Source organism: Gordonia sp. LMA484 (assembly GCF_058129505.1).
Genome location: NZ_CM176700.1, coordinates 2,043,552 through 2,061,817, shown reverse-complemented (window position 1 = coordinate 2,061,817; position 18,266 = coordinate 2,043,552). Strand labels below are relative to the sequence as shown.

Below are 18,266 nucleotides of genomic sequence, written 5' to 3'. Positions count from 1 at the left end.
ACAAGATAAACAAACACTGCGTGTGTTTCACAATGTTTCGGCGGCCATAGCGGAGGGGAAACGCCCGGTCCCATTCCGAACCCGGAAGCTAAGCCCTCCAGCGCCAATGGTACTGCACCCTAACCAGTGTGGGAGAGTAGGACACCGCCGAACACAACTTGGACAACGGCCCTGTATTCGAGATTCCTCGAATGCGGGGCCGTTGGCATGCCACCGGCATGGTGCCGCACCCGGATCTCTCGACACCGGGTCTGCAGCACAGCCGGCGGCCGATTATCCGACGTCCGTCCCGCTGCGAGGCATAGATTGGCTGCTATGAATGACCGTGACCGCGCTCCCCGACGAGAGGGTGCTCCGCGCCGCGATGGACAGCGCCGCGACAGCGGCCCACGCCGCGACGGAAACGCAGGCCGTGCACATCGTCCGTCCCGCGGAACCGGTTCGGCAGGTCGTCCGGATGAGCCGGCGTTGCCGAACGACGTGGCTGCCTCGGACCTCGACTCCGATGTACGACGCGACCTGCTGACGCTGGACAAGACCAATGCAGAGAATGTGGCGCGCCATCTGGTGATGGTCACGCGCCTGCTCGACGACGATCCGGCAGCCGCGCTCGAACACGCGCGCGCAGCGCGTCGCCGCGCCGGACGGGTTGGCGTGGTCCGCGAGACCATGGGCATCGCCGCATACAACGCCGGTGAGTGGCAGGAGGCGGTGTCGGAGCTGCGGGCGGCCCGGCGGATCACCGGCAACACCGGATTGCTGCCGCTGATCGCCGACGCGGAGCGCGGATTGGGACGACCGGCCCGTGCCATCGAACTCGCACGCAGCGACGACGGTCGTACCCTGTCGGGCGAAGAGGCGACCGAGATGCGGATTGTCGAGTCCGGAGCCCGCATCGACCTCGGCGAGCCCGAGAAAGCCGTCGTGACACTGCAATCCGACGATCTGACGCCCGGTCGTACCGGCACCACGCCTGCTCGTCTTTTCTATGCCTATGCCTCCGCGCTGCTGGCGGCGGGCCGAACCGACGACGCGATCACATGGTTCATGAACGCGGCCTCTGCCGATGTCGAGGATGTCACGGACGCCGAGCTCCGCTTGGTGGAACTGACCGACGAGTCGTACTCGGACGCGGAGTCGGCAGTGCCGGTGGATGACGAAGCAGGGGCGGGTGAGTCCTTCGACGCTGGTGTGGCTTCCGCTCCGGTGCCGTCGGCGCCGACGACGGTGCCGGGGCCGAGCACGGGGCCGGCCCCGGAGGCGACGCACGACGAGGCGACCATCACGGCTTCGAACATGATCGATGATTCCGCGGTGGAGTCCCCCGCGGTGGACGACCCCGCCGTCGGGGATCTCCCGGTCGACACCGGCACCGCGGGTGTTCCGGTCGACAAGGCCGCGGCAGAGACACCTTTACCAGCCGATGTACCAGCCGATGTACCAGCCGAGGTACCGGCTGAGCCGGCCGAGTCCGACAACGCGGTCTCGGCGCCGGTACGTGCCCTCGCGACCCGATACGATGCACTGCTGCTCGATCTGGACGGAACGGTGTACGCCGGTAAGCATGCTCTTCCGGGAGCACGTGAAGCGCTCGAATCCGTCAGCACCGCACGCTACTTCGTCACCAACAACGCGAGCCGGCGTCCTGCCGAGGTCGTGGCGCACCTGGTGGAACTGGGCTTCGCCGCGACTGTCGATCAGGTGATCACGAGTGCACAGTCGGCCGCGAGGTTGCTCGCCGAGCACCTGGCCCCCGGTTCGCGGGCCCTGGTCATCGGGACGGACGGACTTGCCCAGGAGGTGCGTGAGGTGGGTATCGGAGTGACCCGCAGTGCCGACGACCGACCCGCTGCGGTCATCCAGGGGCATTCCCCCGATACCGGCTGGGCGCAGCTGTCGGAGGCCGCCCTGGCCATCAACGCCGGTGCCCTGTGGATCGCCTGCAACACCGACGCGACCCTCCCTTCCGAGCGGGGGGTCCTGGTGGGCAACGGCTCGATGGTCGCCGCGGTTGCCAACGCGACCGGCAAGACGCCCCTCGTCGCGGGCAAACCTGCCGCGCCGCTGATGGCGGATGCGATCGCGCGCAGCCGTGCGTCGCGGCCTCTTGTGGTCGGTGACCGCCTCGACACCGATATCGAGGGTGCGCATTCGGTCGGCGTCGACAGCGCATTGGTGCTCACCGGGGTCAGCTCCGCGTTGGACCTCCTGACCGCGCCACCCGAGCAGCGGCCGACATTCGTGATCGGTGATCTCGCCGGTTTGCAGTCGTTCGACGCCGACGTCGTTCGCGTCGGTGACCACGACGGCTGGCGAATCGTTGTCGACGGGACCACCGCCACCGTTCACGCCGATGGCGAGCCGCGGCCGGAGAGTCTCGTCCCGGCACTGGCCGCAGCAGTGTGGCAAGAGCTCGACGACGCCGGTTTCGATCCCGCAGATCTCGTGGTGACCAGTCCGGACCCAGAAGTCCGTCGCGTTCTCGAGTCGGTCGGCGTGACGCCGGTGCGCTAGCGTTGGTGGCACCATGACCGAATCGGGCCGCCCAGACCAGAACATGCCGGCATCCACGAGACCGGTCCCGGGCCCACCGCGTCCGGGCCCGCATCTGATGCCGCGCGCGACGGGATCGGCGGGGTCGGATGACGCCCAGCGGATTCCCGGGGCCGACATCGACCCCGCGACGGTCGGCGATGCGGTGTCCGAACTGCTCGGGCAGGTCGACGAGGTGCGGCGATCGGCCGGCGACGAGTTCGACCTGGGGTCGCTGGCACGTCAGACCGAACTCCTCGAGCGTGCCCATGAGGTGTTGACGAGCGCCTTGGAAGACGTCGATCCACGGTGAAGGGCTGAGAGGTGGCCCCGCGAGCACGACTCGATGCCGAACTCGTCCGTCGTGGCCTGGCCCGATCCCGTGAACAGGCCCGCACACTCATCGCCGACGGACACGTCAAGATCAACGGAGTCGTGGCGGCGAAACCGGCGACGAACGTGGCCCGCGACACGCCGATCGTCGTCGTGGACGATCTGGGGGAGAACTGGGCGTCGCGGGGCGCCCACAAGCTGCTCGGGGCGCTGGAGGAGTTCGAGCCGGCAGGGCTGAGTGTGGGCGGACGGCGTTGCCTGGATGCCGGCGCCTCGACCGGAGGATTCACCGACGTTCTACTCAAGCGCGCGGCCACCGAGGTGGTCGCCGTCGACGTCGGGTACGGACAACTGGTGTGGCGCCTCCAGAACGACCCACGGGTGAGCGTGCACGACCGTACCAATGTTCGGCATCTCGCTTCCGATGCCATCGGTGGTGAGGTCGATCTGGTCGTAGCGGACCTCTCATTCATCTCATTGGCGCTGGTGCTGCCCGCGCTGGCCCGGTGTGTGCGGGTCGGAGGTGATCTGCTTCCGATGGTCAAACCGCAGTTCGAGGTCGGCAAGGACCGCGTCGGCTCGGGGGGTGTGGTCCGCGACCCTCGACAACGCGTCGACGCCGTGCTCGGCGTCGCCCGCGCGGCCGGACGGCTCGGCCTCGAGACCCGCGGGGTGGTCGCGAGTCCGCTTCCCGGCCCATCGGGCAACGTCGAATACTTCCTGTGGCTACGCAAGGAACGCGTGGTCAGCGTGACCACGAACAATCCGTGGGCGTCCACCGACGCCGACCGGCCCGACGAGGAGACGTCGAGGCCGGATAGGGTCGAACATCGAACGGACACGACGGGTGGTGTCGATGATGCCGCCACCGTCTCGGGGACATCCGATGACCCGGCGCTGATCGAGATGATCACACGGGCCGTCGAGAACGGGCCTCGCTGACAGACGAAGGGACCATAGTGGCCAACGATGCTGTCGCCGATCCGGCAGGCCATCGGGAGTTTCTCGTGGTCGCCCACACCGGACGTGAGATCGTCACGAAGACAATGGATGCCATCGCGCGCCATTGTGCGGCGGCCGGGGTGAAGCTGCGCGTCGTCGACTACGACACGAAGGCGCACGAGTCCGCGCTCGATGCGGGGTCGTCACACGGTCCGACGAGGTCGGCCGGCCATCCGGTCGATCCGGACCACCTGCGCAGTATCGGCGCTGCCGTCGAAGTGGCCTCACCGGTGCCGGCCTCGGCCGAGGGCTGTGAGGTGGTCATCGTTCTCGGTGGCGACGGTACCTTCCTGCGCGCTGCCGAGCTCGCGTACCCGGCAGAGGTTCCAGTTCTCGGTATCAACATGGGACACATCGGCTTTCTCGCCGAGGCCGAGGCCAACCGGCTCGATTCGGTCATGCAACAGCTGATCGCCGGCGACTATCGGGTGGAGCCCCGGATGACGCTGGACGTCACGGTGATCGATCCGGCTCGGCCGGGCGATCCGGTGCTGCGCAGCTGGGCGCTGAACGAGGTGGCGATACTCAACCGCACCAACAGCGGAGTTCTCGAACTCGTCACCGAGGTCGATGGGAGGCCCGTGTCCGCGTTCGGTGCCGACGGCGTGCTGGTGGCCACGCCCACCGGATCGACGGCTTACGCGTTCTCTGCGGGCGGGCCGGTGATGTGGCCGGACCTCGAGGCGATTCTGGTGGTGCCGAGCAACGCCCACGCGCTGTTCGCCCGGCCATTGGTCACCAGTCCGGCCTCGCGGGTGGCGGTCGAGGTGGATCGACGCGGTCGGCCGGGTGTGGCGCTCTGTGACGGACGCCGCAAGTTCGACGTGTCCGCGGGGGCCCGCGTCGAAGTCGTCCGCAGTGAACGATCGGTGCTGTGGGTCCGGATCGATTCGGAGCCCTTCACCGACCGGTTGGTGACCAAGTTCGATCTACCCGTGACGGGTTGGCGGGGGAGGCAGGTCTGACGTGCTGGAAGAACTGTCCATCGAGGGCCTGGGTGTCATCGCGCAGGCATCCGCGCAGTTCCATCCCGGTTTCACCGCTCTGACGGGTGAGACCGGCGCGGGAAAGACCATGATCGTCACCAGCCTGCACCTGTTGTCGGGTGCCCGGGCCGATGCGACGCGTGTGCGGTCCGGTGACGCGAAGGCGACCGTCGAGGGTCGTTTCCGGCTCGTCGATCACGGTGGGTCGCCCGACGACGCGCACGCCGACCCGGTCATCGCCGAGATTCTGGAATCGGCGGGCGCCGACGTCGACGACGACGGCACGGTGATCGCGGTGCGCTCGGTCAGTTCGGATGGCCGATCCCGTGCGCACCTCGGCGGACGTTCCGTCCCGGTCGGGGTCATGGGCCGATTGACCAACCACCTGTTGACCGTGCACGGACAGAACGATCAGCTTCGCCTGATCAAACCCGAACACCAACGGGCCGCGCTCGACGCATTCGCCGGCGGGTCGGTGGCGACCGCGGTCGATGCCTACCGGAAGGCACGCGACGAATGGATCGCGCTGCTCGATGAACTCGACGCGAGGCGGACCAACCATCGGGAACTCGCGCAGGAAGCCGATCGGCTCCGGTTCGGCGTCGATGAGATCGCCGCGGTCGATCCGCAGCCCGGCGAGGACTCCGACCTCGCGGCGACGATCCGAAGGCTGACCGACCTGGAGAGCATCCGTGCCGCCGGTGCGCAGTCTCACCAGATCATCGCCGGAGACGACGGCTCGGTCATCGACGGACTCGGACAGGTACGCAGCACGCTGGAGACGACGAGCGACGAGACCCTGCGGGAACTGCTGCCCAGGGTGGCCGAGGCGCTGACGGTCATCACCGACGTCGGGGAGGAACTGACCTCGTTCCTCGGCGACCTCCCGGCCGATGCCGAGGAACTCGACAAGCTGCTCAACCGGCAGGCCGAACTCAAGGCACTGGTCCGCAAGTATGCCCCCGACATCGACGGTGTCATCGCCTGGCGCCAGGCGGCCGAGGTCCGATTGGCCGAGATCGACGATCCGCAGCGATCGGTGACCGAGTTGGAGAACGCCGCGGCCGCCGCTCAGGCGAAGGTGGTCGACGCGGCAACAAAACTCCGCAAACGACGCCGCAGCGCGGCGAAGTCGATGGCGACCAAGGTCTCGGCCGAACTCGCCGGCCTCGCGATGGGCGACGCCGCGTTGGCTGTCGACGTCGGGCTCGATCCGGCCGCCGACGACGACCGGCTGGCCATCGACCTGGAGGATGGCCGGGCGCATTCCGGCGCGAGCGGCGCGGATCGGGTCGAGTTCGCTCTGGTGGCGCACAAGGGTGCGACGCCGCTGCCGATTGCGCGCTCCGCCTCCGGCGGTGAGCTGTCCCGCGTGATGTTGGCCATGGAGGTCGTTCTGGCCGCCCCGACAAGCGGATCGGTGATGGTGTTCGACGAGGTCGATGCCGGCGTCGGCGGACGGGCCGCGGTCGAGATCGGCAGGCGCCTGGCGCGGCTGGCGCGCGCACACCAGGTGATCGTCGTGACCCACCTGCCACAGGTCGCGGCATTCGCCGACAACCACCTCGTGATCGGGAAGAGCGCAGCCGCCACCAAGAACCGCCCGCACACCAGCACCGTTCGTACCCTCGACCGCGACGAACGCGTGGCGGAACTCGCGCGAATGCTGGCCGGACTCGGGGACTCGGACACCGGTCGGGCCCACGCCGAGGAGCTGCTCGCGACCGCAGAAGCCGAGCGGACGTAGAACCCGGTGGTGCGTCTCGCACCGACGTTGTTACTGATGTGACAAAAGTTGCAGTTGTTACGGCGCGCCTCCGCGCGTTGAGGACTCCGCGCGTCAATCATGGGCGTCATGAAGATGCCTGCCCTGCTCGCCCGCACGACGAATGAACTCCCTGGCGTCACCGGAATAGCCAGGATAGACAAGAACACTCGGCGTCTGCTGGATCGCGTCGGTCCGGGGGACATCGCGATCCTCGACGAGATCGACCTCGACCGGGTGACCGCCGATGCGCTGGTGCAGGCCAACGTCGTCGCCGTGGTCAACGCGTCGCAGTCGATCTCCGGCCGATACCCCAACCTCGGGCCGGAGGTCCTCGTCGCGTCAGGCATCGTCCTGCTCGACAACGTCGGGGACGAGGTCTTCAAGCGGGTGAAGGACGGTGCCAAGCTTCGCATCGACAACAACCGGCTCTACGTCGGCGAACGTCGGCTCGCGCTCGGCACCGAGCTCGAGGAGCGCGACATCGCGGACATGATGATCGAGGCCAAGACCGGCCTCGTCGATCATCTGGAAGCCTTCTCCGGCAACACGATCGAGTTCATCCGCAGTGAATCCCCGTTGCTCATCGACGGAGTCGGTGTACCCGACATCGATGTCGACCTCGCCGGACGTCACGTGGTGATCGTCGCCGACGGACCGGACCGGGCGACCGATCTGCGGGCCCTCAAACCGTTCATCAAGGAGTACTCGCCGGTGCTGGTCGGTGTCGGAGCAGGCGCCGACACCCTCATGAAGGCCGGTCACAAGCCCGCGCTCATCGTCGGCGACCCCGAGGAGATGAAGACGGCGACGCTCAAATCAGGGGCGCAACTGGTACTTCCGGCCGACACCGACGGGCATGCCACCGGGCTGGCCCGCATCCAGGACCTCGGGATCGGCGCGACCACCTTTCCCGCCGCCGGCTCGGCCGCCGATCTGGCGCTGCTGCTCACCGACTATCACGGTGCCGACCTCATCGTGACCGTCGGATACGGCGGCACGCTCGACGACTTCTTCGACCGGTCACGCCGGGAGAGCAACCCGTCGACCTTCCTCACCCGACTGAAGGTCGGGCCGAAACTGGTGGACGCCAAGGCGGTCGCCACGCTGTACCGCAGTCGCGTGTCCGGGGCGGCGATCGCGTGCGTCATCCTCGCGGCTCTGATCGCAGTGATCGCGGCCGTCCTGCTGTCCAACATGGGCCCCGACGTCATCGACTGGGCTCGGGCGCAATACCACCAGGCGGTCGAGTGGGCCCAGGGTGTGTGGAACAGGTAGTAGATGATCTCGCTTCGGCAACATGCGATCTCACTCGTCGCGGTCTTCCTGGCCCTGGCGGTGGGTCTCTTCCTGGGCTCGGGCTTCGTGGGTGAACGCGTCAACTCGATCACCGGGACCTCCCGCGATCGGATCGGCGACCTCGAGTCCCAGCGCGACCAGCTCAACGCGCAGCTGAACGCTGCCAACAGTTTCGGTGCAGCGGTCGCGCCACGGCTGATCGCCGGCACATTGAAGGGCCAATCGGTGCTGGTGGTCACTGCCCCCAATGCCGCCGACGCCGACGTCGATGCCGTCAAGGAGTCGATCTCGGCCGCCGGCGCCCGGTTCGCCGGACAGATCGGGATGACCGACGACCTGGTCCGCGACCAGAATGCGGAACAGCTGCGCACGATCGTCGATCAGACCATCCCGCCCGGTGCCACGCTCCGTGCGGAGCTGACCGATTCCGGTGGACGGGTCGGTGACCTCCTCGGTGCGCTGCTGTTGCATCCCGACGGGCGGTCGGCCGCCTCTGCCGGCGATGTGCGACTCGGCCTCCAGGCACTGCGTGAGGGTGGCTTCATCAATGCTGCCGACAACGCCCTGTCGACGGCAGATCTCGTGGTCGTGGTCACCGGGGATGCGCTCGGCGACGACTCCGGCGCCCAGGGTCAGCTGATGGCACGGATGGCCGGCGCCCTGGCCGCCCGCGCACAGGGTGGCGTGCTCGTGGGGCGGGCCGGCTCGGCGACCGGCGGCTCGCCGATCGCGGTGGTGCGCTCGGATCCCTCGCTCGGCAACGCCGTGTCCACCGTCGACAACGTGGATCAGCAGACGGGGCTGATCACGACCGTGCTGGCGCTGGCGCAGGAGGCCGACGGCAAGACCGCCGCCTATGGCACGGGTCCCGGCGCACGTGCGATCACCGTCGGCGCCGAACCGGCCACCTGATCCGGGCGGCCGGCGCCGAGGGTGGCGGTGTGGCGGCGGTCGAACGGCGCGGGAGGTGTTACCCTGTAGTCCCGTAGGTAATCAGGGTTTTTGGCCTGTTTCGGCCGACGGGAGACGCATTGCGACCACTTCGCCACGTGCACGACACCAAACACATCTTTGTGACGGGCGGTGTTGCGTCGTCCCTGGGCAAGGGATTGACGGCATCGAGCCTCGGCCAGCTTCTCACCTCGCGCGGCCTCCGGGTCACGATGCAGAAGCTCGACCCGTATCTGAATGTGGATCCGGGCACCATGAATCCGTTCCAGCACGGCGAGGTTTTCGTCACCGAGGACGGTGCCGAAACCGACCTCGACGTCGGACACTACGAGCGGTTTCTGGACCGCAATCTCTCCCAGTCGGCGAATGTGACCACCGGGCAGGTGTATTCGTCGGTGATCGCCAAGGAGCGTCGAGGCGAGTATCTCGGGGAGACGGTCCAGGTGATCCCGCACATCACCGACGAACTTAAGTCCCGGGTGCTGGCCATGCGCGAGCCGGGTTCCGACGGTGAGGCCCCCGATGTGGTCATCACCGAGATCGGCGGCACCGTCGGTGACATCGAGTCGCAGCCGTTCATCGAGGCCGCACGCCAGATCCGCCACGACGTCGGCCGGGACAATGTGTTCTTCCTGCACGTGTCCTTGGTCCCGTACCTGGCGCCGTCGGGCGAGCTGAAGACGAAACCGACCCAACACTCGGTGGCGGCGCTGCGCAACGTCGGCATCCAACCGGACGCACTGATCCTGCGGTGCGATCGTGATGTCCCGGAGGGCCTGAAGAACAAGATCGCGCTCATGTGCGATGTCGAGCTCGAGGGCGTCATCTCCACCCCGGACGCACCGTCGATCTACGACATCCCGAAAGTCCTGCACCGCGAGCAACTCGACGCGTACGTGGTGCGCAAGCTCGGCCTGCCGTTCCGTGATGTCGACTGGACCGAGTGGGGCGAGCTGCTCAAGCGGGTGCACGATCCCCGCGAGACGGTGACAGTGGCGCTCGTCGGTAAGTACGTCGACCTGCCGGACGCCTATCTGTCGGTCACCGAGGCGATCCGGGCCGGCGGTTTCGCCTGGAAGGCGCGCACCGAGATCAAGTGGGTCCCGTCGGACGAATGCTCGACCCTCGAGGGCGCTCAGGCAGCACTCGCCGATGCGCATGCGGTTCTGATTCCCGGAGGCTTCGGCATCCGCGGGATCGAGGGCAAGGTCGGTGCGATCGCGTACGCACGCAAGCGGGGTATCCCGCTGCTCGGACTGTGTCTCGGTCTGCAATGCGTCGTGATCGAGGCGGCCCGTGCCGCCGGTCTCGACGATGCGAGCTCCACCGAGTTCGACCCGGACACCCCCTATCCGGTGATCTCGACGATGGCCGACCAGACGGAGGTGGTCGCCGGAGAGGCCGACCTGGGCGGCACCATGCGGCTCGGCGCCTACCCGGCCACGCTGGAACGCGGCAGTGTCGTCGCGGCGGCCTACGGGACGACCGACGTGTCCGAACGCCACCGTCACCGCTTCGAGGTCAACAACGCCTACCGCGACAAGATCGCGGCCTCCGGTCTGGTCTTCTCGGGCACATCGCCGGACGGACACCTCGTCGAGTTCGTCGAGTATCCGACGTCGGTGCATCCGTTCCTGGTCGCCACCCAGGCCCATCCGGAACTGAAGAGCCGGCCGACGCGCCCACACCCGCTGTTCCGTGCGTTGATCGAGGCGGCGCTGAAGTACAAAGCCGCCGAGCGACTTCCCGTCGATCTCGGTGACTACGAGCGGCATCTTCCCGACGGCGAGGACGCGATCGACGACGAGGAACGTGGCGCTTGAGCGGACCGGAACCCGACCGGGAATCCGACGGTCACACCCAGACCGGACGCCACGACTTCGCGGTCCGCTCCACCACAACCGTCTACGACGGCGCGATCCTGACTCTGCGTGTCGACGAGGTCGAGATGCCGAGCGGCCGGGTCGCCGAGCGTGAGGTCGTCGAGCATTTCGGTGCGGTCGCGGTCGTCGCGCGCGACGAGGGCGGCAGGATCGCGATGGTGCGGCAATATCGCCATCCGATCGGTCGCCGGCTGCTCGAGTTGCCGGCCGGGTTGCTCGACGCCGGACCCGATGAGAGGCCTCTGGACGCTGCGCAACGCGAGCTGGCCGAAGAGGTGGACCTCGCCGCCGAGCGCTGGCACGTCCTGGTGGACCTCGCGCTGTCCCCGGGATTCACCGACGAGGCGTTGCGGCTCTATCTCGCCGAAGGACTCCGGTCGCTCGATGCGGCCGAACGCCACGACGAGGAGGCCGACATGTCGGTCGAGTGGCTTGCACTCGACGACGCGGTCGGCCGGGTTCTCGCCGGTGAGATCGTGAACGCCACGAGCGTCGCCGGGATCCTCGCGGTCGCGGCGGCCGACGCCCGCGGCTCCGACCTGCGTGCGGTGACCGCGACCTGGACCGACGAGCCGACGGCGCTGCGCGCCCGCCGCTCGCACCGATGACCGGCCACGCCGTGTCCGCCGAGAGCCCGGCGGAGCAGGTGACGCGATACCTCGATCACCTCACGGTCGAGCGCGGCGCCGCCGTCAACACGGTCAGCTCGTACCGACGAGACCTCGACCGATATGAGCAGTATCTGGTCACCCGCGGCATCGATGACCTTCGCGCGGTGACCGAGGAGGACGTGCGGGAGTTCCTCGTCGAACTTCGCCGCGGTGATCCCGACGTCGACGTCTCGCCGCTCGCCGACAGCTCGATCGCGCGAACTCTGGTGGCGGTCAGAGGTTTTCACAAGTTCGCCGCGGCCGAGGGGATCGTCGGGGTCGACGTCGCACGGGCAGTCAGTCCGCCACGGCCGGCGCGGAGACTCCCGAAGTCGCTGCCGGTCGACGAGGTGCTCGCGATCCTCGAGTCCGCCGGCACCGCCGATCATCCCCGTGCCCTGCGAGATCGGGCGCTGCTCGAGCTGCTCTACAGCTGTGGCGCGCGCATCTCGGAGGCGATCGCGCTCGATGTCGACGACATCGACACCGACACCCGCGCGGTGCGCTTGCGCGGTAAGGGCGGGAAGGAACGGGTCGTCCCCGTGGGCGGTCCGGCGATCGACGCACTGGAGGCGTACCTGGTACGCGGTCGCCCGGCACTCGTCCATCGCGCCGTTCCTGCCCTGTTCCTCAACGCCCGCGGCGGCCGACTGTCGCGGCAGAGCGCTTGGCAGGTGCTGGTCGATGCGGCGCAGCGCGCCGGGCTCGACAAGAAGGTGTCGCCGCACACCCTGCGTCACAGCTTCGCCACCCACCTGCTCGACGGGGGCGCGGATGTGCGCGTGGTGCAGGAACTGCTGGGCCACGCATCGGTGACGACCACGCAGGTGTACACGTTGGTGACGGTCAACACCATGCGCGAGGTCTATTCCACGGCGCATCCGCGCGCCCGGTGATCATGACGGCGGACGTCCGGCCGCGGCGTGTCGGCGATGCTCCGCAGCTTCGGGCATCGGACCCACTAGGCTGGGACCAGCGTTTCGCGGTCGGGATCATCAGCATCGGTCGACGATTCACACGACGGAGAGGAGCGGCGGACACGTGAGCACCCCGGGGGCACCGCGGTCTGCCGCCGACGCGCAGTACCGGATCCCGGTCTCGACGTCACATGACGCGGACGAGGACACCGAGCACGAGAACGAGATCGGCCCCACCGGCCGTCCGTACCGCGATATCCCTGAACCCCGGCCGCTCGATCGGCATGGCCCGGCCACGGTCGTCGCGGTCTGTAATCAGAAAGGTGGCGTCGGCAAGACGACGTCGACCATCAACCTGGGTGCGGCGCTGGCCGAGTGTGGGCGGCGGGTGCTGCTCGTCGACCTCGATCCCCAGGGTGCGTTGTCGGCGGGACTGGGCGTTCCGCATCACGAGTTGGACCAGACCGTCTACAACCTGCTGGTTCCGCCGCAGGCGTCGACCGATGACGTACTGATGCGCACGCGCGTCGACGGACTGGACCTGCTGCCCAGCAACATCGATCTCTCGGCCGCCGAGATCCAGCTCGTCACGGAGGTGGGCCGGGAACAGTCGCTGGCCCGCGCCCTGCATCCGGTCATCGACCGCTATGACTTCGTGCTGATCGACTGCCAGCCATCGTTGGGCCTGCTGACCGTGAATGCGCTGGCCTGCGCGGACACCGTTGTGATCCCGATGGAATGCGAGTACTTCAGCCTCCGTGGACTGGCGCTGCTCACCGACACCATCGACAAGGTCCGCGACCGACTGAACCCGCGGCTGTCGCTCGGTGGCATCCTCGTCACGATGTTCGACGCCCGCACATTGCATTCCCGTGAGGTGATGCAACGGGTGGTCGAGGTGTTCGGGGACGCGGTCTACGACACGGTGATCAGCCGTACCGTCCGATTCCCGGAGACGAGTGTCGCCGGGGAACCGATCACTTCCTGGGCGCCGAAGTCCGCGGGTGCGAAGGCCTACCGGGCGCTGGCCCGCGAGGTCATCGCCCGCGATGCACCCTCGGCATGACCGACCGCGCCGCCGGCGGTGACGACCTGGTGCTCGACACGGGGCCGCCTCCTGCGGTGAGAGCCGAGGCCGAGTCGGCGTCCGACGCCGGATCCTCGGAGGACAAGCCCGTCGGCTTCCAGGTTCGGCTGCGCAATTTCGAAGGACCGTTCGACCTGCTGCTCGACCTGATCAGCAGGCATCGGTTGGACGTCACCGAGGTGGCACTGCACGAGGTCACCGATGATTTCATCGCTTACACGCGCGAACTCGGACCGGAGATGGGACTGGAGCAGACCACCGAGTTCCTGGTGGTCGCGGCCACCCTGCTCGACTTGAAGGCGGCGCGCCTGCTGCCGTCGGGGGAGGTCGACGACCCCGAGGACCTCGCACTGCTCGAGGCGCGCGATCTGCTGTTCGCCCGGCTCCTGCAGTATCGCGCCTACAAACAGGTGGCGGCATTGTTCGGAGAGCTGGAAGCGGCTGCGCTACAGCGCTATCCGCGTGCGGTCTCGCTGGAGAAGCAATTCGAGGAGCTTCTTCCCGAAGTGACGCTCGGCGTGGATGCGGCAGGATTTGCGCAGGTCGCAGCGACCGCGCTGACGCCCCGGCCGACGCCCACGGTCGGCCTGGATCACCTTCACGACGTGCACAGCGTGTCGGTGCCCGCGCAGGCCCGACGGATGGCCGAGTTGCTGACCGCCAGCCCGGGTTCCTGGCTGACCTTCCACCAGTTGGTGGCCGATTGTGAGAGCGGGCTCGAGCTGGTGGGCAGCTTTCTGGGACTGTTGGAGCTGTACCGAGAGCAGGCGGTCGCGTTCGAACAGCCGGAGGCGCTGGGTGATCTGCGGGTCAGCTGGACCGGCGACCGTTCGGTGGACGACCTGGCCATGGACAAAGCGGAGGAGTACGGATGACCGAGGACGGCGGCGCCGTCGCGGACGTGGGCGACCAGACCGGGGGTGGGCAGTCCGCCCTGGACATCGACGACGAGCTCACCATCGACGACGCCCGACTCCGATCGGCGCTCGAGGCGGTGCTCTTGGTGGTCGATACCCCGGTGACCAGCGACGAGCTCGCGACCGCGGTCGAGCAGGACGTGGTTCGGGTCCGCACGATGCTCAACCGGATGGCCGACGAACTCACCGCCGCGAACAGCGGTATCGACCTGCGGTTCGCGGGCGATGGCTGGCGCTACTACTCCCGAGCCGAGTACGCCCCGTACGTCGAGCGGTTGCTGCTCGACGGCGCCCGATCCAAACTCACCCGTGCCGCGCTGGAAACCCTCGCTGTGATCGCCTACCGGCAACCGGTGACCAGGGCGCGTGTCAGTGCCATCCGCGGGGTCAACGTCGACGGTGTGATCCGGACGTTGGTCGCCCGCGGTCTCATCAACGAGGTCGGGACCGACCCTCAGACCACCGCCACCACCTACGGCACCACCGAGATGTTTCTCGAGCGTCTCGGCCTCGCCTCACTGACCGAATTGCCCGATCTGGCGCCGCTGTTACCGGACGTCGACGTCATCGACGACCTCCACGAGGAGATGTCGCTCGACCCGCGATTCGCCAAACTCGGTGCTCACCGGTCAGACTCGTCAGAGAACATTTCGTCCGGAGCGGCGGCCGACGACACGTCGGCGCCCACCCCGGACACAGACGATCAGGACTGATGACATGGCATCCGCTAGCCGAGACGGCACACCGGGCCCGCGCAAGAAGCCGGCGCGCGCACAGGGGACCCGCAAGAACACACCGAAGACCGGGGGAAAGACGACCGGGTCCAACCGCGCTGCGCCGAAGGGCGCGGGCAAACGAAACCCGCAGGTCACCGGCGGTTCGACGAAGAAGACCCATCGGAAGGGCTCGTCGAAACCCGATGTCCGCTCGGGCAAGGTCCGGCTCAACAATGCCAAGCCGGCCCGCCACCAGCACTCCGATTCCGAGTCCGCCGAGTCGGGTGCCACCTACGTCGCCGACGGCGTGCGCCTGCAGAAGGTGCTGGCCGCCGCCGGGGTGGCGTCACGGCGTGGTGCGGAGGAGCTCATCGCGGCCGGTCGCGTCGAGGTGGACGGTGAGATCGTCACCGAACAGGGCATGCGCATCAATCCGGACACCGCGGTCATCCGCGTGGACGGGGCCCGAGTGATCATCGACGAGGACAAGCAGTACCTGGCCCTCAACAAACCCAGGGGCTGGCAGTCGACCATGTCCGACGATCAGGGGCGGCCCTGTGTCGGCGACATCGTCGCCGAACGTGTCATGGCCGGGCAGCGACTGTTCCATGTGGGTCGCCTCGATGCCGACACCGAGGGCCTGTTGCTGCTGACCAACGATGGTGAGCTCGCTCACCGGTTGATGCATCCCTCCTATGAGGTACCGAAGACCTATCTGGCCACGCTGAAGGGTGAGGTGCCGCGGTCGCTGGGACGTGTGCTGAAGTCCGGTGTCGAACTCGAGGACGGGCCGGTCACGGTTGATTCCTTCAGCCCGGTCGAAGTCCATGACGGACAGTCGCTGGTGCGCATCACGCTCCATGAAGGCCGGAACCGGATCGTGCGTCGCATGATGGAAGAGGTCGGCTTTCCGGTGACCGCTCTGGTGCGGACGCATGTCGGTGTGGTCGCACTGGGCGAGCAACGGCCCGGCAGCCTCCGGGTGCTGGGTCGCGACGAGATCGGCGCGCTGTACAAGGCGGTCGGCTTGTGAGCGAAGACGCTGCACGCACAGGATTTGTGGGCGAAGGCGATTCGTCGACCACCCGCGTGATCGCCATCGACGGCCCAGCAGGTACCGGCAAGTCGACGGTGTCCAAGGTGCTCGCCGATCGGGTCGGCGCTCGGTTCCTCGACACCGGCGCCATGTATCGGGCGGCAACGCTCGCCGTGCTGAATGCCGGTGTGTCGCTGCAGGACACCCCGTCGATCGCGGAGGTGGTCGGACGTGCCGACATCCGGCTCGACATCGGGGTCGACGGCTGCACCAGCTACCTCGACGACGTCGACGTGTCAGTCGCCATCCGGACCGACGCGGTGACCAACGCGGTCTCCGCGGTCTCGGCCGTTCCCGCCGTCCGCACCAAACTCGTTGCGGTGCAACGCCGCGAGGCGCAGGGCTCGTTTGTCGTCGTCGAGGGTCGTGACATCGGGACCGTCGTGTTCCCCGACGCCGACCTCAAGGTGTTCCTCACGGCGACCCCGGAGGCCCGCGCAACCCGCAGGCACAGGCAGAACCTGGCCGCCGGGCGGCCGAGTGACTACGACGAGGTTCTGCAGAGCGTGAACCGTCGCGACCACCTCGACTCGACGCGGACGGTGTCGCCGCTGCGTCCCGCCGGCGACGCCGTCATCGTCGACACCAGTGACCTGACCCTCGACCAGGTCGTCGACACCCTCGATGGCCTGGTCCGCGACCGGATCGGAGTGCAGTCGTGACCGAACACAGTGGAGTGGGGGAGGAGCTCGCCCTTCCCGGCGACGGGACATGGTCGGACGAAGCCGATTGGCAGCTCACCGATTTCGACGTCGACGGCCAACCGATCGATGCCACGCCGGTACCCGTCGTCGCCATCGTGGGACGGCCCAACGTCGGCAAGTCGACGTTGGTCAACCGGATCCTCGGCCGTCGCGAGGCCGTCGTCGAGGACATTCCCGGGGTTACGCGAGATCGTGTCTCCTATGCCGCGAGCTGGTCGGGCAGGCGATTCACGGTCGTCGACACCGGCGGATGGGAACCCGACGCCAAGGGGCTGCAGCAGGCCGTCGCGAACCAGGCCGAACTCGCCATGCGGACCGCGGACGCGATCGTTCTGGTGGTCGACGGGACCGTCGGCGCCACCACGACCGACGAGGCCGTTGGCCGGGTGCTGCGCCGGTCGAAGACTCCGGTCATCCTGGTGGCCAACAAGATCGACAGCGAGCGGGCGGAAGCCGACGTCGCTTCCCTGTGGTCGCTGGGACTCGGTGAGCCGTACCCGGTGTCGGCGGCGCACGGACGTGGGGCGGGTGACCTGCTCGACGTGATCCTCGAGGTGCTGCCGGAGACGCCACGCGAGGCGCCGTCGCTCGGCGGGCCTCGTCGGGTCGCGTTGGTCGGGAAACCGAATGTCGGCAAGAGCTCCTTGCTGAACAAGCTCGCCGGGTCGGAACGCTCCGTCGTCGACAACGTGGCCGGCACCACCGTCGACCCGGTCGACGAACTCATCGAGATCGGCGGCGAGACCTGGCAGTTCGTGGACACCGCCGGCTTGCGCCGGAAGGTGCGCACGGCCAGCGGACATGAGTACTACGCCTCGTTGCGGACCCGGGCGGCGCTGGACGCGGCCGAGGTCGCGATCCTGCTGATCGATGCGTCCGAGCCGATCACCGAGCAGGATCTGCGGGTGCTGTCGATGGTGGTGGACAGCGGGCGGGCGCTCGTCATCGCCTTCAACAAGTGGGACCTGGTCGACGAGGACCGGCGTTATCAGCTCGACAAGGAGATCGACCGGGAGCTCGCGCGTGTCCCGTGGGCGCGCCGGGTGAACATCTCGGCGAGCACCGGACGTTCCGTGCAGAAGCTGGTCCCGGCGCTCGACGGCGCGTTGGAGTCGTGGGACAAACGGATCGGCACCGGCCGGCTCAACAACTGGCTCAAAGAGGTCATCGCCGCGACACCACCGCCGCTGCGTGGTGGGCGGCAGCCGAGGGTCATGTTCGCCACCCAGGCCGCGACACGACCGCCCACGTTCGTGTTGTTCACCACCGGCTTCCTCGAGGCAGGCTACCGTCGTTTCCTCGAGCGTCGACTCCGCGAGGAGTTCAATTTCGACGGCTCGCCGGTGCGGGTCAACGTCCGCGTCCGCGACAAACGGGAGCAGCGCCGCAAACGGTGACCTTCCGCGGCGGTGGCCGCCGGCCGTGCGA

Annotated in this window: 16 protein-coding genes and 1 rRNA gene; all 17 read left to right on the top strand. The window is 68.0% G+C overall.

Annotated features, from left to right (window positions below):
* The first annotated feature begins 36 nt into the window (after positions 1-36).
* The 17 genes from rrf (at position 37) to der (ending at position 18,235) form a co-directional block, all read left to right on the top strand.
* Positions 37-153: ribosomal RNA gene (gene rrf / locus AC4AMJ_RS08945) — 5S ribosomal RNA — on the top strand.
* Positions 154-315: 162 nt separating this feature from the next.
* Positions 316-2,514, top strand: coding sequence for an HAD-IIA family hydrolase (locus tag AC4AMJ_RS08940; protein ID WP_489917833.1), 2,199 nt, complete (start codon positions 316-318; stop codon positions 2,512-2,514).
* 13 nt (positions 2,515-2,527) lie between these two features.
* Positions 2,528-2,845: a hypothetical protein gene (locus tag AC4AMJ_RS08935; protein WP_489895990.1), complete on the top strand. Its 318-nt coding sequence runs from the start codon at positions 2,528-2,530 to the stop codon at positions 2,843-2,845.
* Positions 2,846-2,856: 11 nt separating this feature from the next.
* A complete protein-coding gene (locus AC4AMJ_RS08930; RefSeq protein ID WP_489917832.1) occupies positions 2,857-3,807 on the top strand; it encodes a TlyA family RNA methyltransferase in 951 nt (316 codons plus the stop codon).
* A 17-nt stretch (positions 3,808-3,824) separates the two neighbouring features.
* The gene (locus AC4AMJ_RS08925) at positions 3,825-4,832 is read left to right on the top strand and encodes an NAD kinase (protein ID WP_489895988.1); all 1,008 of its coding nucleotides are present in this window, start codon (positions 3,825-3,827) and stop codon (positions 4,830-4,832) included.
* Position 4,833: 1 nt separating this feature from the next.
* Positions 4,834-6,600 (top strand): DNA repair protein RecN, encoded by a 1,767-nt coding sequence (gene recN, locus AC4AMJ_RS08920; RefSeq protein WP_489895987.1) that lies wholly within the window; start codon positions 4,834-4,836, stop codon positions 6,598-6,600.
* A gap of 108 nt (positions 6,601-6,708) precedes the next feature.
* Positions 6,709-7,896, top strand: coding sequence for a putative cytokinetic ring protein SteA (gene steA / locus AC4AMJ_RS08915; protein WP_489895986.1), 1,188 nt, complete (start codon positions 6,709-6,711; stop codon positions 7,894-7,896).
* A 3-nt stretch (positions 7,897-7,899) separates the two neighbouring features.
* Positions 7,900-8,829 carry a copper transporter gene (locus AC4AMJ_RS08910; protein ID WP_489895985.1) on the top strand — a complete coding sequence of 310 codons (930 nt, stop codon included), beginning with the start codon at positions 7,900-7,902 and terminating at the stop codon, positions 8,827-8,829.
* Positions 8,830-8,948: 119 nt separating this feature from the next.
* Positions 8,949-10,691, top strand: a complete 1,743-nt coding sequence (gene pyrG / locus AC4AMJ_RS08905) for a CTP synthase (protein WP_489895984.1) — start codon at positions 8,949-8,951, stop codon at positions 10,689-10,691.
* Positions 10,688-11,359 carry an NUDIX domain-containing protein gene (locus AC4AMJ_RS08900; RefSeq protein WP_489917831.1) on the top strand — a complete coding sequence of 224 codons (672 nt, stop codon included), beginning with the start codon at positions 10,688-10,690 and terminating at the stop codon, positions 11,357-11,359. The genes pyrG and AC4AMJ_RS08900 overlap by 4 nt, the downstream gene beginning before the upstream one ends.
* Entirely contained in the window at positions 11,356-12,297 is a 942-nt protein-coding gene (gene xerD / locus AC4AMJ_RS08895) for a site-specific tyrosine recombinase XerD (protein ID WP_489917830.1), read from the top strand. Before AC4AMJ_RS08900 ends, xerD begins: the two co-directional genes overlap by 4 nt.
* Before the next feature lie 145 nt (positions 12,298-12,442).
* Entirely contained in the window at positions 12,443-13,384 is a 942-nt protein-coding gene (locus AC4AMJ_RS08890) for a ParA family protein (RefSeq protein ID WP_489895981.1), read from the top strand.
* Positions 13,381-14,280 carry a segregation and condensation protein A gene (locus AC4AMJ_RS08885; protein ID WP_489917829.1) on the top strand — a complete coding sequence of 300 codons (900 nt, stop codon included), beginning with the start codon at positions 13,381-13,383 and terminating at the stop codon, positions 14,278-14,280. Before AC4AMJ_RS08890 ends, AC4AMJ_RS08885 begins: the two co-directional genes overlap by 4 nt.
* A complete protein-coding gene (gene scpB, locus AC4AMJ_RS08880) occupies positions 14,277-15,035 on the top strand; it encodes an SMC-Scp complex subunit ScpB (RefSeq protein ID WP_489895979.1) in 759 nt (252 codons plus the stop codon). Before AC4AMJ_RS08885 ends, scpB begins: the two co-directional genes overlap by 4 nt.
* Positions 15,036-15,039: 4 nt before the next feature.
* Positions 15,040-16,071: a pseudouridine synthase gene (locus AC4AMJ_RS08875; RefSeq protein WP_489895978.1), complete on the top strand. Its 1,032-nt coding sequence runs from the start codon at positions 15,040-15,042 to the stop codon at positions 16,069-16,071.
* Complete coding sequence (gene cmk / locus AC4AMJ_RS08870) at positions 16,068-16,796, top strand: (d)CMP kinase (protein WP_489895977.1); 729 nt, start codon at positions 16,068-16,070, stop codon at positions 16,794-16,796. The genes AC4AMJ_RS08875 and cmk overlap by 4 nt, the downstream gene beginning before the upstream one ends.
* Positions 16,793-18,235 carry a ribosome biogenesis GTPase Der gene (gene der / locus AC4AMJ_RS08865; protein ID WP_489917828.1) on the top strand — a complete coding sequence of 481 codons (1,443 nt, stop codon included), beginning with the start codon at positions 16,793-16,795 and terminating at the stop codon, positions 18,233-18,235. Before cmk ends, der begins: the two co-directional genes overlap by 4 nt.
* Positions 18,236-18,266 lie beyond the last annotated feature (31 nt).

Coding starts and splice junctions, on each gene's coding strand:
- xerD (WP_489917830.1), top strand. CDS start 11,356: ATGACCGGCCACGCCGTGTCCGCCGAGAGCCCGGCGGAGCAGGTGACG.
- AC4AMJ_RS08940 (WP_489917833.1), top strand. CDS start 316: ATGAATGACCGTGACCGCGCTCCCCGACGAGAGGGTGCTCCGCGCCGC.
- AC4AMJ_RS08910 (WP_489895985.1), top strand. CDS start 7,900: ATGATCTCGCTTCGGCAACATGCGATCTCACTCGTCGCGGTCTTCCTG.
- steA (WP_489895986.1), top strand. CDS start 6,709: ATGAAGATGCCTGCCCTGCTCGCCCGCACGACGAATGAACTCCCTGGC.
- AC4AMJ_RS08935 (WP_489895990.1), top strand. CDS start 2,528: ATGACCGAATCGGGCCGCCCAGACCAGAACATGCCGGCATCCACGAGA.
- AC4AMJ_RS08875 (WP_489895978.1), top strand. CDS start 15,040: ATGGCATCCGCTAGCCGAGACGGCACACCGGGCCCGCGCAAGAAGCCG.
- scpB (WP_489895979.1), top strand. CDS start 14,277: ATGACCGAGGACGGCGGCGCCGTCGCGGACGTGGGCGACCAGACCGGG.
- AC4AMJ_RS08885 (WP_489917829.1), top strand. CDS start 13,381: ATGACCGACCGCGCCGCCGGCGGTGACGACCTGGTGCTCGACACGGGG.